General features: G+C 70.4%; 11 protein-coding genes and 1 pseudogene. 5 read left to right on the top strand and 7 right to left on the bottom strand.

The window, feature by feature from the left end; all coding sequences use genetic code 11:
- Positions 1–137 precede the first annotated feature (137 nt).
- Both L942_RS30120 and L942_RS30115 read left to right on the top strand, forming a co-directional pair.
- Positions 138–1,684: pseudogene (locus L942_RS30120) on the top strand (phytoene desaturase family protein).
- Positions 1,685–1,688: 4 nt separating this feature from the next.
- Positions 1,689–2,777 (top strand): NAD(P)/FAD-dependent oxidoreductase, encoded by a 1,089-nt coding sequence (locus L942_RS30115; RefSeq protein WP_037367098.1) that lies wholly within the window; start codon positions 1,689–1,691, stop codon positions 2,775–2,777.
- 282 nt (positions 2,778–3,059) lie between these two features.
- Here L942_RS30115 and yaaA read toward each other — a convergent pair whose 3' ends face one another.
- Positions 3,060–3,803, bottom strand: coding sequence for a peroxide stress protein YaaA (gene yaaA, locus L942_RS30110; protein ID WP_037367097.1), 744 nt, complete (start codon positions 3,801–3,803; stop codon positions 3,060–3,062).
- A 66-nt stretch (positions 3,804–3,869) separates the two neighbouring features.
- Between yaaA and L942_RS30105 the strand changes: the two genes are divergently transcribed.
- The gene (locus L942_RS30105; protein WP_037367096.1) at positions 3,870–4,835 is read left to right on the top strand and encodes a GNAT family N-acetyltransferase; all 966 of its coding nucleotides are present in this window, start codon (positions 3,870–3,872) and stop codon (positions 4,833–4,835) included.
- 498 nt (positions 4,836–5,333) lie between these two features.
- On the opposite strand, the gene L942_RS30100 is transcribed toward L942_RS30105, so the two are convergent.
- Positions 5,334–5,690 carry a VOC family protein gene (locus L942_RS30100; protein ID WP_037367095.1) on the bottom strand — a complete coding sequence of 119 codons (357 nt, stop codon included), beginning with the start codon at positions 5,688–5,690 and terminating at the stop codon, positions 5,334–5,336.
- Positions 5,691–5,814: 124 nt separating this feature from the next.
- On the opposite strand from L942_RS30100, the gene L942_RS30095 reads away from it, so the two are divergent.
- Together L942_RS30095 and L942_RS30090 are read left to right on the top strand one after the other, a co-directional pair.
- Positions 5,815–7,563 carry a proline--tRNA ligase gene (locus L942_RS30095; protein WP_037367094.1) on the top strand — a complete coding sequence of 583 codons (1,749 nt, stop codon included), beginning with the start codon at positions 5,815–5,817 and terminating at the stop codon, positions 7,561–7,563.
- 5 nt (positions 7,564–7,568) lie between these two features.
- Positions 7,569–8,546 (top strand): hypothetical protein, encoded by a 978-nt coding sequence (locus L942_RS30090; protein ID WP_037367093.1) that lies wholly within the window; start codon positions 7,569–7,571, stop codon positions 8,544–8,546.
- On the opposite strand, the gene L942_RS30085 is transcribed toward L942_RS30090, so the two are convergent.
- The 5 genes from L942_RS30085 to L942_RS30065 form a co-directional block, all read right to left on the bottom strand.
- On the bottom strand, positions 8,486–10,657 hold the full coding sequence (locus L942_RS30085; protein WP_106965087.1) for a bifunctional lysylphosphatidylglycerol flippase/synthetase MprF: 2,172 nt from the start codon (positions 10,655–10,657) through the stop codon (positions 8,486–8,488). The two genes, L942_RS30090 and L942_RS30085, sit on opposite strands and share 61 nt — an antisense overlap.
- Positions 10,658–10,892: 235 nt before the next feature.
- Positions 10,893–11,594: a haloacid dehalogenase-like hydrolase gene (locus L942_RS30080; RefSeq protein ID WP_037367100.1), complete on the bottom strand. Its 702-nt coding sequence runs from the start codon at positions 11,592–11,594 to the stop codon at positions 10,893–10,895.
- 30 nt (positions 11,595–11,624) lie between these two features.
- Positions 11,625–12,035, bottom strand: a complete 411-nt coding sequence (locus L942_RS30075) for a YjbQ family protein (protein ID WP_037367091.1) — start codon at positions 12,033–12,035, stop codon at positions 11,625–11,627.
- 16 nt (positions 12,036–12,051) lie between these two features.
- The gene (locus L942_RS30070; protein ID WP_037367090.1) at positions 12,052–12,696 is read right to left on the bottom strand and encodes a response regulator transcription factor; all 645 of its coding nucleotides are present in this window, start codon (positions 12,694–12,696) and stop codon (positions 12,052–12,054) included.
- Positions 12,697–12,720: 24 nt separating this feature from the next.
- On the bottom strand, positions 12,721–14,028 hold the full coding sequence (locus L942_RS30065) for a sensor histidine kinase (RefSeq protein WP_051166352.1): 1,308 nt from the start codon (positions 14,026–14,028) through the stop codon (positions 12,721–12,723).
- Between the last annotated feature and the right edge of the window lie 217 nt (positions 14,029–14,245).

Genomic DNA, 14,245 nt, shown 5'->3' with positions numbered 1-14,245 from the left:
ACATTCACTCCGACCGCGCCACAACCCACTGTCACGGCGGCTTGACACGATCATTCAGATTCCTTCTGCGCCGGATCTTGTCGCCGCCGACGCTAAGACCTGGAGTGCGCTCCGGGTCAAGCATTAGGCTCGCGGCGGTGGACTACGACGCGGTGATCGTGGGCGGCGGGCACAACGGACTCGTCGCCGCTGCCTATCTGGCGCGGGCCGGGCAGTCGGTGCTGGTGCTGGAACGGCGAGCGGAGATCGGCGGCGCGGCGGTGTCGTTCCGCGCTTTCCCCGGGGTGGACGTCCGGCTCTCGCGCTATTCGTACCTGGTCAGCCTGCTGCCCAAGCGGATCGCGGCCGAGCTGGGCCTGGATCTCCAGCTGCGGAGGCGGCGGATGTCGTCGTACACCCCGGCCGGCGAGACAGGTCTCCTTGTCGACACGGGCGACGAGGAGCGGACGGGTGCGTCGTTTCGCGCGGTCAGCGGGTCCACAAAGGACTATCAGGCGTGGCACCGATTCTACGCCTCGGCGGCACGAGTGGCGGAAGCGACTTTCCGCTCCCTGACCGAGCCGCTGCCGACGAGCGCTGAGCTGCGGCGACGGATCGGCGACGACGAGGCGTGGGCGACGTTTTTCGAGTGTCCGGCCGGGAAACGCTGCGCGAGCTGTTCGAGGACGACGTCGTGCGCGGAGTCGTGCTCACCGACGCGCTGATCGGCACTTTCGCCTCCGCGGACGACGAACAACTGCGGCAGAACCGTTGCCTGCTCTACCACCTCATCGGCAACGGGACTGGCGACTGGGACGTCCCGGTCGGCGGAATGGGCGCGGTCACCGGTGCGCTCGCGGATGCGGCCCGGCGCGCTGGAGCGACGCTGGTCACCGGTGCCGAGGTGTTGTCCGTGACCCCGGACGGTGAAGTTCTTTACCGCGAAGGCGATACGGAACGCGTGGTGGTCGGCGGGCACGTGCTGGCGAATGTCGCGCCGCGCACACTCGCCCGGCTGCTCGGCGAAGAGTCTTCGGAGACGCCCGAAGGCGCGCAGCTGAAGGTGAACATGGTGCTGCGCCGGCTTCCTCGGCTGCGGGACACCGCGGTCGACCCGCGCGACGCGTTCGGCGGGACCTTCCACGTCAACGAATCATTTGCCCAGCTCGAAACTGCCTACCGGGAGGCGGCCGACGGCCGCCTCCCGGCTTTGCCGCCATGCGAGATCTACTGCCATTCGCTGACCGACCCCTCGATTCTGGGCCCGGCGGAGCGGGCGGCGGGCGTGCAGACACTGACGTTGTTCGGCCTGCACATGCCAGCCCGGCTGTTCGAAGCGGACAACGACGGCGCGCGGGCAGAAGCTTTGCGGGCAACCATGGCGTCGCTGGACAGGGTGCTCGCGGAGCCGATCGAGGACTGCCTCCTGCCGGACGGCGACGGGAAACCGTGTATTGAAGCCAAAACGCCGCTGGACCTGGAGGCGGAGCTGGGACTGCCGCGGGGGCACATCTTCCACCGCGACCTGTCGTGGCCCTACGGCGACGACGAGACGGCGGGGACGTGGGGCGTCGAGACCAGGCACGAGCGGGTGTTGCTGTGCGGGGCCGGCGCGGCTCGCGGGGGCGGGGTGAGCGGGATTCCCGGGCACAACGCGGCGATGGCGGTGCTCGGTCGACGTTTCGGCGACGGGCAGGCAAGGTGAAGACATGCGCGTGATCGTGATCGGCAGCGGGATCGGCGGGGCTTCGACGGCTTACCATCTGGCGCTGCATGGGGCGGACGTCGTCGTGGTGGACGCGGATCGGGCCGGGGCCGCGACTGATGCGGGGGCCGGCATCGTCAGCCCTTGGACGTCCACTTGGGACGACGCGGTTTATCCGCTCGCGGCTGCCGCTGGGCGGTATTACCCGGTTCTGGCGGCGGAGTTGAGCGAGGCTGGGCACGACTCGTCGTACGAGGTGGTCGGCGGGATGGTCGTGTCCGCTCTCGAGGAGGAGCTGACCGCGGCTTACGACCGGCTTGTTCAGCGGGTGGCGGATGCGCCGGAGGCCGGGGCGGTCGAGCGGCTCGATGCTGGGCAGGCCCGGGAGTTGTTTCCGCCGCTGGCACCTGAGCTGGCTGGGGTGCATCTGTCCGGGGCCGGCCGGGTTGACGGGCAGGTTTTGCGTCGAGCGCTGATTTCCGCGGCGATCGACCGAGGGGTCGAGTTCGTGACCGCGGAGGCTTCGCTGGCGCCTGGGTTGCGGGTGCGCGCCGGGGCGGAAGAACTGACCGGGGACGCGGTGGTGCTCGCTGCTGGGGCCTGGTCCGGGCAGGTGGCGGAGGCGCTGGGCGTACCGGTGCCGGTTTCGCCGCAGCGGGGGCAGATCAGTCATTTCGACTTGCCGGGGGCGGATACCGGGGCTTGGCCGGTGGTGTTGCCGCGGAGCAGCCATTACCTGCTGGCGTTCGCTGGCGGGCGGGTGGTGGCTGGGGCCACTCGGGAGAGCGGAGCCGGGTTCGACCATCGGGTGACCGCGGCTGGGCAGCGGGAAGTTCTGGAGCAGGCGTTGGGGGTCGCGCCGGGGCTTGGGGAGGCGGGGCTGGTGGAGACCCGGGTCGGGTTTCGGCCCGCTTCGCCGGACGGGCTGCCGTTGCTGGGGCAGGTGGCGGCTGGGTTGTATTTGGCCACTGGGTTCGGGCCGTCTGGGCTTACGTTGGGGCCGGTGGCCGGGAAGCTGGTGGCGGAGTTGGTGTTGGGGGTGGATGTGCCTGGGGAGTTGCTGGCTGGGTGTGGTCCGGGGCGGTTTGCGTAGTGGCTGCTGTCGGCGGGGCGGCTCGTCGCCCTGGCGGGCGACATTGCGCCTCGTCGCTGGCGTGGGGCACCCCGAAGCCCGAGTGTGCTGACGGGCGGTGGGCGCTTGTCAAGGCGGGAAAGCGTGCCTTGACAAACACCCACCGCCCGCAGGGAGGCTTCGTATCGGGGTGCAGGGCGGGGGCTGGGTGCCTCGATGGGTGGGTGCGGCGGCTGCGGGGCGGGGGCTGGGTGCCTCGATCGTTGGGTGCGGCGGTTGCGGTTTTTTGTGGTGCTGCTTGGGTTAGTCGGTGAGTAGTTCTAGTGCGTGGTCGCCTGTGCGTTCTACGGTTAGGCCTGCTTTTGTGATTACGCGGACTAGTTGGTCCACAGTGGACGGTTCGCTTCGCGAGGTGGCCAGTACTGCGGCCAGCCTGCCTTTGTAGGCCTTGTTGAAGTGGCTGACGGTGGTGCGGTTTCCGTTGGCGTCTTCGGTTACTACGCGGACCGTGACTGCGTCGGGGCGCAGCTTCGCGAAAGCGGCGTAGGTGCCGGAGCGGAGGTCTACGAGCAGGCCTTCGACGTCGCGCAGTACGGGTTCCAGGACCGGTTTCCACAGGCCTCGTACGGTGCCCAGGGCCGGGACCGTGTTGCCGCCGGAGAGGCGGTAGGCGGGGATCGGGTCGGTTGCGGCGACGACGCCGAACAGCGAGGACGTTACGGCCAGCCGTTGTTGCGCTTTGGCCAGTCCGGCGCGGGTGAAGCTCTTGAGGTCGAGCGCGTCGTAGAGGACGCCGGTGTAGCGGCGCAGCGCGGGCATCGTCGGAGACGTCCAGAGCTGGGCGTTGCGGGCGACCTCGTCCGCCTGGCGTGCGGAGATGCCCAGTGCGGCGAGGCTCGCGGGGACGTCAGCCGCGAGTTCCACGAGGGCGTCGGCCAGTTTGGCGCGCACTGGGTTCAATTCTGGGAACGACAGGGCGTCCAGGTTCAGCGGCGCGCCTTTGCCGCCGTCGGCCTTGGTTTCTGAAGGGGGGAGCAGCACCAGCACCCCCGGAGCGTAACTGCCGCGTAATCCAGGTGCGGCGGCCGTGTGCCGCTCCTTACTCTGGCCCGCATGGAACTCACGTGGCGCCCTCTCACGCTCGCCGACGTCGAGGCCGTCACTCGGCTGTGCGCGGTCGCGGAGGAGACCGACCGCACTGGCGAGCACTGGGACGAGGGCGACGTGCGCCAGGAAATGTCCGGCCCGTCGGTCGACCTGCCCGGCGCGAGCATCGGCGCCTGGGACGGCTCGCGTCTGGTGAGCTACGCCCTGGTGATCCCGCGCGACGCCGCCGAGCCGGTGCACCAGCCGCACGTGGCGTCGCTGACCGACCCGGGCTACCGGACGGACGAGGTCGCTTCGGCGTTGACCGAGTGGCTCGTGCGCACGGCTCGGAGCGTCCACGCTCAGCACTTCCCGGACGCGAAACTCGAACTCCACGCCGGCGCGCACGAGAACGAGCTCTGGTACCTCTCGCTCCTCGAACGCGCCGGGTTCAAGCAGGCGCGCACCTTCGTGGAGATGCGCGCGGACCTGGCCTCGCTGCCACCAGCCCCGCCGCTTCCGGACGACCTGCCGCTGGTCGCCTGCGAGCAGCGTTACGACGCGCTGGTCCTCGACGCGCGCAACGCCGCGTTCGCCGGCCACTGGGGCAGCACGTGGCTCTCCGCCAGCCAGTGGGAGCACCGGTTCCGCGGCAACAAGGACTTCCAGCCGGACCTGTCGTTCCTCCTCCTTTCCCCGGAACGCGACCGGGTGGTGGCGTTCGTGATGTCGTCGTTCTACGAAGCGGACGCGGCGGCGACCGGGGTGCGGGAACTGCACGTCAACTACGTCGGCACCCGGACGGAGGCCCGCGGGCGAGGCCTGGCGTCGGCGCTGCTGGCGCACACCCTCGAAGCCGGCCGCGCGGCTGGCTTCGAGCGGTCGTCGCTGTCGGTGGACGTGGACAACACCCATCGCGCGCTCGCGGTGTACGAGCGGTGCGGGTACCGGACGGCTGAGCGGAATTACGGGTACGTGCTGCCGCTGCGCTGACCGGCGGGCGCGGATCGTTGCTGCTGCGCTGACCGGCGGGCGCGGACCGTTGCGGCTCAGCTGGACCGGTGGGACGCGGATCGTCGCCGCTCAGCTGACCGGCACGGCGCAGGCCGCTGCGCAGGTTGGGCTCCGCCTGCGGGCGTGGCCGCCGCTCGGGGAGCTGGTGACCAGGCGTGCCTGCTGCGCTCGCCGACAGCTGCGTCTGCGGTACCCGTGCACCGCGGACTGTGCGGCCCGCGGGTCGGCGAGCAGACCCCGCCGAGCAGGCCGAACAGCCCTGCCCGCCGGACCCGCGACCGCACTCCCCCTGCGGGACAGCCGCGCCCGCACCTGGCCGCAGGCTCCGGCGCGGCCCGGGTCAGCCGCACTCGCTCAACCGTCGGCCCGCCTCAGCCCGGCGTCCTCGCGCACCTGAGCGGTCCCGACGCCGTCCAGCACAAGCCCCATCTCGGCTCGGCACCGTTCAGCGACCTGGCCCGGCACCCCGCCACGTCCTCAATGCGCCTCCTTCGCCGCCACGCAGAACACGTTCCCCTCCGGGTCCTCCATCACCGTCCACTCCAGCCCGGGCGCCGAATGCCGCCCCAGCTCGACCGCGCCCAGCTCGACGAGACGCCGGACCTCCGCCTCCCGGTCGTCCGCTCGGAAGTCGAGGTGGACGCGGTTCTTCCCGCTCCGCGGCTCCGGCACCCGCTGCAACCCCAGCCGAGGCGCGCCCGGCGCGGGGCTCTCCAGCATCACGAACTCGCCGTAGTCGGCCGTCACCGGAACGCCGAGCGCCGCTGTCCAGAACTCCGCCAGGCGCTGCGGTTCGGCGCAGTCGACGGTGATCATGCCCATCTCCAAACCCATGCTGGCACGCTAGCCGCGAGCACCGACAAAAACGGCGCCCGCCGATAACCCGCATGCGTCGCGGCCAGGGGGTTGACTACTCTGTGCGAAACGTCTAAGACCCGCTCAGCGCAGGGAGTCCCCAGTGATCACCAGGATGTCGTCGTTGTTCCTCCGCACGCTGCGCGAGGATCCGGCGGACGCCGAGGTACCCAGCCACCGGCTGCTGGTGCGCGCCGGCTACGTCCGCCGGGTCGCCCCGGGTGGTTACTCGTGGCTGCCGCTCGGCCTGCGGGTGCTGCGCCGCGTCGAGCAGGTCGTGCGCGAGGAGATGAACGCGATCGGCGCGCAGGAGATCCAGTTCCCCGCGCTGCTGCCCCGCGAACCGTACGAGGCCACCAACCGCTGGACCGAGTACGGCGACAACCTCTTCCGCCTGAAGGACCGCAAGGGAGCCGACTACCTCCTCGGCCCGACGCACGAGGAACTGTTCGCGCTCACCGTCAAGGGGGAGTACAGCTCCTACAAGGACTTCCCGGTCACGCTGTACCAGATCCAGACCAAGTACCGCGACGAGGCGCGTCCCCGCGCGGGCATCCTGCGCGGCCGCGAGTTCGTCATGAAGGACTCCTACTCCTTCGACCTCGACGACGAAGGCCTAGAGCGCTCCTACCAGGCCCACCGCGACGCCTACATCAAGCTGTTCGACCGCCTCGGCATCGAGTACGTCATCGTGACCGCCACGTCCGGTGCGATGGGCGGATCGGCGTCCGAGGAGTTCCTGGCCGTCGCGCAGAACGGCGAGGACACCTTCGTCCGCAGCACCGAATCGGGCTACGCGGCGAACGTCGAGGCCGTCGTCACGCCCGCGCCCGCCGCGCGGCCGATCGAGGGCCTGCCCGAGGCGCAGGTCCACCACACCCCGAACACGCCGACCATCGAGACCCTCGTCGCGTTCTTCAACGCCGCCGGGCTCGGCCGCGAGTTCACCGCGGCGGACACGCTGAAGAACGTCCTGGTCAAGACGCGCCAGCCGGGTGCGAAGGAGTGGGAGCTGCTCGGCATCGGCGTCCCGGGCGACCGCGAGGTGGACTTCAAGCGCCTCGAAGCGGCGCTCGAGCCCGCCGAGGTGGAGCTGCTCGAGGAAGCCGACTTCGCGAAGAACCCGTTCCTCGTCAAGGGGTACATCGGCCCGAAGGCGTTGCAGGAGAACGGGGTCCGCTACCTCGTAGACCCGCGCGTGGTCGAGGGCACGGCCTGGCTGACCGGCGCCGACCAGCGCGACCACCACGTGCTGGACCTGGTCGTCGGCCGCGACTTCACCCCGGACGGCACCATCGAGGCCGCCGAGGTCCGCGAGGGCGACGCCTCCCCGGACGGGCACGGCACGCTCGTCGCCGCGCGCGGCATCGAGATCGGGCACATCTTCCAGCTCGGCCGCAAGTACACCGACGCCTTCGAGGTCGACGCGCTCGGCCCGGACTCCAAGCCGGTCCGGATCACCATGGGCTCCTACGGCGTCGGCGTCTCCCGCCTGGTCGCCGTGCTCGCCGAGCAGAACCACGACGGGCAGGGACTCGTGTGGCCGCGCGAGGTGTCGCCGTTCGACGTGCACGTGGTCATCGCGGGCAAGGACGAGACGGTGCGCGAGGGCGCGGAGAAGCTGGCCGCCGAACTCGACGCCGCCGGTCTCGAAATCATCCTCGACGACCGCAAGGCCACCCCGGGCGTGAAGTTCGCCGACGCGGAGCTGGTCGGCGTCCCGACGATCCTCGTCGTCGGCCGCGGCCTCGCGAACGGCCAGGTCGAGGTCAAGGACCGGCGCACCGGCGAACGCGAGGAAATCGCCGTCGACTCGGTCGTCGACCACCTCGCGAAGCTCGTCCGCGGCTGAAGCCGGTGGGCTGGTTCGGCCGCAAACGCCGCGACGACGGCGGGTACCGGGACAACGCCGCGCTGAGCGGCTTCGGCGGGTACGAGCCGTCCGACGCGCCGAAGTTCCCGAGCGCCGGGTACGGGAAAACCGACCCGGCGCCGGGAGCGGCCGAACCAGAGCCGCAGCCGGACCCGATGCGGCAAACGCTCACCCCGGCACAGCTCAAGCGGCGGCCGCCCGGCAAGGTCAACCTCCGCCTGGCCAAGGCGGTCCCGATCGTCATCCTGATCGGGGTGTTCGGCTACAACGTCTTTTCCGCCAACAGCCACCGTTCCGCCCGCACGGACGACACTCCGCGCGCCCCGTACACCTACCAGCCCGACCCCCGCGTCGTCGTCCCGCCGGTGGTCGCGGGATGGCAGTCAGTGGCGGGCAAAGACGGCAGCTACGCCTACGACGTGCCGCCGTCCTGGGAACCCGCGCCGACCACGCTGCACGGCTGGGACCCGATCGCCGGATCGCCCGGGATCAACCTCACCACCAGCGCGTTCCTTGGCAGGCACAGCTGCGAGGAAGATCCGGTCGGCCAGATCGGCGGCGCGGGTTTCACCACCGAGAAGACCGACGACCCCGCGGAAGCGGCTCGCAAGGCGGTCACTGACCTGGGCATCAGCGGGTACACCGGGCAAGGCGCTCCGGCCGCGAAGGTGACGCCTGGCGCGCCGGAGAAGACCCAGGTCAAGATCGAGAACGGAACCCGCGAGGGCACGCTCGTGGTCGCCGAGGTGACGCCGAGCAACGCGCCGTGCCAGCCGCGGAGCGTGCTGGCCGGTGCGCTCGCGCTCGCTGCCGGGGAAAAGTCGGCGGTGCTGGTCGCGTACTCCGAACAAGGCCGCCCGGGCTCCGCGTCCCGGGACGACCTCGTCCGGATTCTGCGCAGTTATCGCGCGGTTCCGGCCGTGGACCGGTCCACGACCACGCCACCGCCGACCACGCGCTGACGCCGCAGCGCGAGCTTCGCGAAGTCCATCAGCCCGGCGTTCGGCAGATACGCGCGGCCGAGCGCGATCCCGATCCGCGGCAAATCGGCTTCGTCGCGGTAAGCGAGGTACAACGGCTCGTGCCGCGGCTGGAACTTCGCTTTGAACGCGTGCAGGGAACGGAATCCGTAGTACGGCTCCATCATCGAGCCCAGCGCGTCCAGCATCCGGTCGACCATCTGCCGCGGCGTGCTGTCGTTGCTGCGGACCAACGGGGCGCCCGAGAGCGACACGAACTTCGCGCCCTCCGCGCGGAACGCCAGACAGGTCGAAGCGATCAGGAACTCCATCACCGGCCGGAATCCGTGCGCGCGGCGGCGCATCACGTCGAGCGTCCAGCCGCCGACCTCGCCGTCGCCGGTGTGCACCGGCAGCCACGACGTCACGCCGTGCACCGTGCCGTCCGCGTCGACCGCGAGACCGACCCGCGTCGCCGGGTCCATCGCCTGGTCCACGCCGCCGAGCGTGAAGCCCATTTCCGGCAGGCCCTTGTCGCAGATCCATTCTTCGGACAGCGCCCGCACCTGCTCGCGGATCGACCACGGCTGTTCGGCCAACCGCACCAGCCGGAACTCGATGCCGTCCTTCTTGGCGCGGTTCAGCGCGGTTCGCACGTCCTGCCAGGCCTTGCCGCGGAATTCGAGGTTTTCCAGGTCCACCAACGTGTCCTCGGCGACCTGCACGTGCTGCCAGCCCAGTTCCCTGGTCCGCGCGACGGTCGCCGCGGTCGCGGAGAACACGCACGGCACGAGGCCGGTGTTCTCGCACATCGCGGAGAATTCGCGCAGCGTGCGGTCGCTCGTTCCGTCCGGCGCGACCGGGTCGCCGAGCGCCACCGCGACTCCCGCGTGCCGCTGGTACGCCAGGTACGACGCGCCGTCGGAGGCGACGAAGTAGGTGTTCTGCGGCCAGGTCGTCATCCACGAGATGGTGCTGCCGCCGTTGCGGCCCAGCAGAAGCCGGGCGAAGGCCGGGTCCGGCCCGCCGCGGAACAGCTTGCGCCGCCGGCGCCGCGAGGGCACCCGGAACGCCCGCCGCGCGGAGATCAGCAGCACCAGTTCGACCGTCCACAAGAGATTGTCCACAATGAACAGCGGCGGGCTGCTGAGGTCGTAGTCCTCGCGGATGAGCTGCGTGATCGCGAGGACCCCGGCCAGCACCGCCATCTGCGACGCGGCGAGCACGCACAGCGCGATCGCGCACCGCCAGGCGAACCGCGAACCGCGGCGCAGCCCGTTGAGGATCGGCACCGCGACGACGCACAGCGGGAGAAGTTCGTTGCCGGACAACGAGATCGAGTCCGACGAGCCGAACGGGCCGTCGCCCGGGACCAGCCACATCACCACTTCGGCGACGACCAGCAGCACCAGTCCGGCCGATGCGAGCAGCCGCCATTCGCGCAACGAAGGCTTGTTGGCGTTGCGCGCGGCGGGCCCGGCGAGCCGACGGCCCAGCGGCAGCGCGAGGGCGAGCGCGAAGAAATGCACGAGATCGGCGAGCGTGCCGACATAGACGATCGCTACCCCGGCGTACACGCACAGCCCGGCTCGCAGCCGCAGCCGCCACGGCGTGCGCAGGGTCGCGCTGGTGATCGCGATCGCGGCGAGCGCGCCGCCGGAGAACCCGACGTCGAGCGTGCCGGCGATCCGGTCCGCCCAAGCCCAGCCGGAATGGCGGGAAAGTTCGAGGAATTGCACCGCGACGACCGTCGAAACCAATTGCCCGCCGATGGTCACCGCCATCGCGCGCCGGGTGCCCAGATGCCATTCGGCGAATCCGGCCATCAGTGCGAAACTGCCCGCCATCGGCAGGTAGAACCACGGGCGCAGGGCGTAGAACGGCCCGGTGAACAACGTCCACCAGCGGCCGTGCTCGAGCGACGGAAGGCCGTAAGCGTAATAGTGGAAAGCGTGCTGGTGCTCGGCGGCGTGCCAGAGCGAACCGGTCGCGACACCTACGATCAAGATGGCGAGCACGACAGTCGTCGTGAACGGAATCCGGTGCCACAGCACCGCTAGCCGCCCGCGTGCCTCTCCGGCCGTGAGGCCGGTTCCCCCCTGTGCGATCGTCATGGGGAAAGTTTGGCGCGGCGATCTTAAGCGGTCATCGGCCGTCGGACCTACTTCTCCCCCTAAGGGACTGCTACCCCAGGGGGACCCGACCCTGGCCCGAAGACTGATCCTGGGCGCACGGCAACGTTCTCACCAGCGGAAAGAGGCTGGCGACCGGCCAATTCGAGGGGAATCCGACCCGGAACAGGGGTTGACGGAAAATGCCGCCCGAACGAGTGATCCCCGGTCGCTCGTCTCAGGGCGTCCCGAGCACCGCGGCGCGGACCGCGGAAAGGTCGGCGAGATCCGGCAAAACGGTGTGCGCGCCGGCGGAGGACAATTGTGCCGCGGAAAACCGGCCGGTAGCGACGCCGATGGCCACCGCGCCGTAGGCGAGCGCGGCCTCGACGTCGTTCGGAGTATCCCCGAGAATTACTACGGATTCAGCAGGAAATTCCGTGCCATGCTTCGTTTCCGCCGCTTTGACGGCGTGCGGAACGAGATCCGCGCGGTCCGGCGAAAGCGAACCGTAGCCGCCGATCTCCAGGTCGAGATGTTCGTCCAGGCCGAGCGCGGCGAGCTTGTGCCGCGAGATCTCCGGCAGGTTGCCGGTGACCAGGCTCTGCACGACCCCTTCGCGCCCGGCGAAATCGGCGAGCACGGCCGCCGCGCCGTCGAGCGCCCGTCCTTCCTCGGACAGGCTCGCCCGGGCGCGTTCGACGGCGGCGATCAGCTCCCGCCACATCCGCTGGATGGTTTCCTCGTCCGGTTCGATGCCGTGCAACCGCAGGACGTCGGCGGTGATCGCGCGTTCGGTCCGGCCGCCGAAGTCCGGGTGCGTGCGGAACTGCGCGCCGGTCGCCGCGGCGAGCGCCGAGCCGTACCAGCCGATCCCCAGCCCGGGGTAGTCGACGAGCGTGTGGTCGATGTCCCAGAGCACCAGCCGGTGCGCGCGAATGGCCGTCACAGCGGCGATGCTACGGCGGGATCAGCCGGTGAGGTAGCTGAAGCGGACCCGGCGGACGGGGTTGTCGACGTTCGTGTCCACCAGGCAGAGCGACTGCCAGGTGCCGAGCAGCAGCACGCCGCCGAGCACCGGCACGGTCGCGTACGGCGGGAGGAACGCCGGGAGCACGTGGTCGCGGCCGTGCCCGCCGGTGCCGTGCTGGTGGCGCCAGCGGTTGTCGCGGGGGAGCAGGTCGTCGAGCGCGGCGAGGAGGTCGTCGTCGCTGCCCGCGCCGGTTTCCAGCACCGCGAGCCCGGCCGTCGCGTGCGGAACCCACACGTGCAGCAGGCCGTCGGTGGCGTCGGCGTCGCGCAGGAACTTCTCGGCCTCCCGGGTCAGGTTGTGCACGACCGCCGTGTTGCCGGTGCGCACCTCGATCTCGGTGGAGTACATACCGCCAGGGTAGGCGTCAGGAATCGAGATAGCGGAGCACGGCGAGGACGCGCCGGTTGTGCCCGTCCGACGGCGGCAGGCCCAGCTTGCCGAAAATGCTCGTCACGTACTTCTCGACCGAGCCCGCGGACAGGAACGCCTCCGCCGCGATCGCCGAGTTCGACCGGCCCTGCGCCATCAGCCCGAGGATCTCCCGCTCGCGCGGCGTCAGCTCGGCGAGCGGACCGGCTTGCCCGGTGGTCGCGAACAGCTGGCGGACGACTTCCGGATCGAGCACCGTCTCTCCGGCCGCGACGCGTTCGAGCGCGGTGAGAAAGTCCGACACCTCGGCGACGCGGTCCTTCAGCAGGTAGCCGACCGCGCCCGCTTCTCCGGCGAGGAGTTGCTTGGCGTAGTTGGTTTCGACGTACTGTGAGAAGACCAGGATCGCGCAGCCGGGCCGCTCGGCGCGCAGGTCGATCGCCGCGCGCAGGCCTTCGTCGGTGTGCGTCGGCGGCATTCTGATGTCCACAATGGACACATCGGGCCGGTGCTCGCGAACGGCGCTTCGCAGGTCGTCGGCGTTCTTGACCGCCGCGACTACCTCGTGGCCGCGCAAGCCCAGCAGTTCGGCCAAGCCTTGGCGCAGGATGGCCGAGTCCTCCGCGATCACGATCCGCACGGTTTCCCCCTCATTTCACCGAGCTTAGCGGGGCAACGGGAGCGCGGCGGTGACGACGGTCGGGCCGCCGGCCGGGCTCGACACGGTCAGCTCGCCGTCGGCTGGACGCAACCGTTCGGCGATTCCGGCCAGTCCGCCGCCGGGAATGACCGCGGCGCCGCCGGGGCCGTGGTCGGTTACGGTCAGCCGCAGGGTGTCTTCGCGGTCTTCGACCAGGACTGTGCAGCGTCCGGCACCGTGTTTGGACGCGTTGGTCATGAGTTCGGCGGCGGCGAAGTAGACGATTGTCTCCAGCGACGGCGGTGGGCGGCGGCTCAATTCCACGGAGACTGTCGCGGAGAAGTCCGCCGAACTGGCCAAAGTGGACAGTGCCAGGCCGAGTCCTTTGTCCAGTGCCGCGGGGTGGATGCCGCGGGCCAGGTCGCGGAGTTCGGTGAGGGCCTGTTTGGCGTTGTGATGGGCGGCGTCGACCAGGGTGCGGATCTGGTCGAGGTCGACCGGGTCGGTGGCCAGTTCTTCCTTGGCCAGGCCCAGTTTCATGGCCATCGCGACCAGCTGGGCTTGGGCGCCGTCGTGGAGGTCGCGTTCGATGCGGCGGAGTTGCTCCGCCGCGTCGTCCAGTGCGGTGGCTCGGGTTTCTTCGAGGAAGCGGACGCGTTCGCGCAGGCCCGGGTCGGTCGACAGGGTGCGGAGGAGGAGGCGGTCGACTCCGGTGAGCAGGTGCACGACCGCGGGCCAGAGGGCGAGGACGACGGCTCCGGAGGCACCCCAGCCGAAGGTGCCCAGCCAGTGGTCGCTTGCGATGTTGAAGACCGGCAGGCCGTGGTGCGGCCGGGACTCCATGGACCAAGTAAGGGGATAGCTGAACGAGGCCAGCCCGTAGAGGCCGAGTGCGCCGGAGCCGAGCATCGCCACCAGGCCGAAGGGGAGCCGGACCAGGAGATAGGCGACGGATCGCCAGGCGGCCCGGTCGCCGAGCCGGGCGGCGAGCCAATTTCCGAGGCCGGGTTTGAGGTCGGTCCTCGGCGGGGGCGGGAGGCGGAGGCCGAGGAGTTTTCCGGCCAGGCGGCGGTGGAGGCCGCTGAAGAGGCGCGCGGTGCGGAGGACGCCTACGAGGATCAGGACGCCTAGGAGAAGTGGGGTGAGGGCGATGCCGAGGGCGGTGCCGGTGAGGAGGAGGACTACGGAGAGGAGGGGGAGGGCGCCGGTGGTGGCGATCCAGGTGGCTTCGGACAGGGCCTGGCGCGGGGTGGCGGGCCAGAGGGGGCGTGGGTTGAGCGGGTGACCTGGGCGGTTCCTGGGCCGCGGGGCGGGGTGGGGGTGGGTGGTCACTTGGGTGAGTTTGCCTGGGTTTGGGGGTGGGCGGTACCGGGGTGGCTGGGGTGGTGGGGCGGGGGATAGCCCTACCACCTCGCTGTTGGGTGGGCGGCTCGTCGCCCTGGCGGGCGACATTGCGCCCTCCGGTGTGCGTGGGGCACCCCGAAGTTTGATTGTGCTGACGGGCGGTGGGTGCTTGTCAAGGCGGGAAAGCGTGCCTTGACAAGCACCC

This window comes from Amycolatopsis orientalis DSM 43388, from assembly GCF_000411975.1.
Lineage (GTDB): Bacteria > Actinomycetota > Actinomycetes > Mycobacteriales > Pseudonocardiaceae > Amycolatopsis > Amycolatopsis orientalis_D.
The sequence above is the reverse complement of the archived record's forward strand: the minus strand, read 5'-3'. Positions and strand labels throughout refer to the sequence as shown.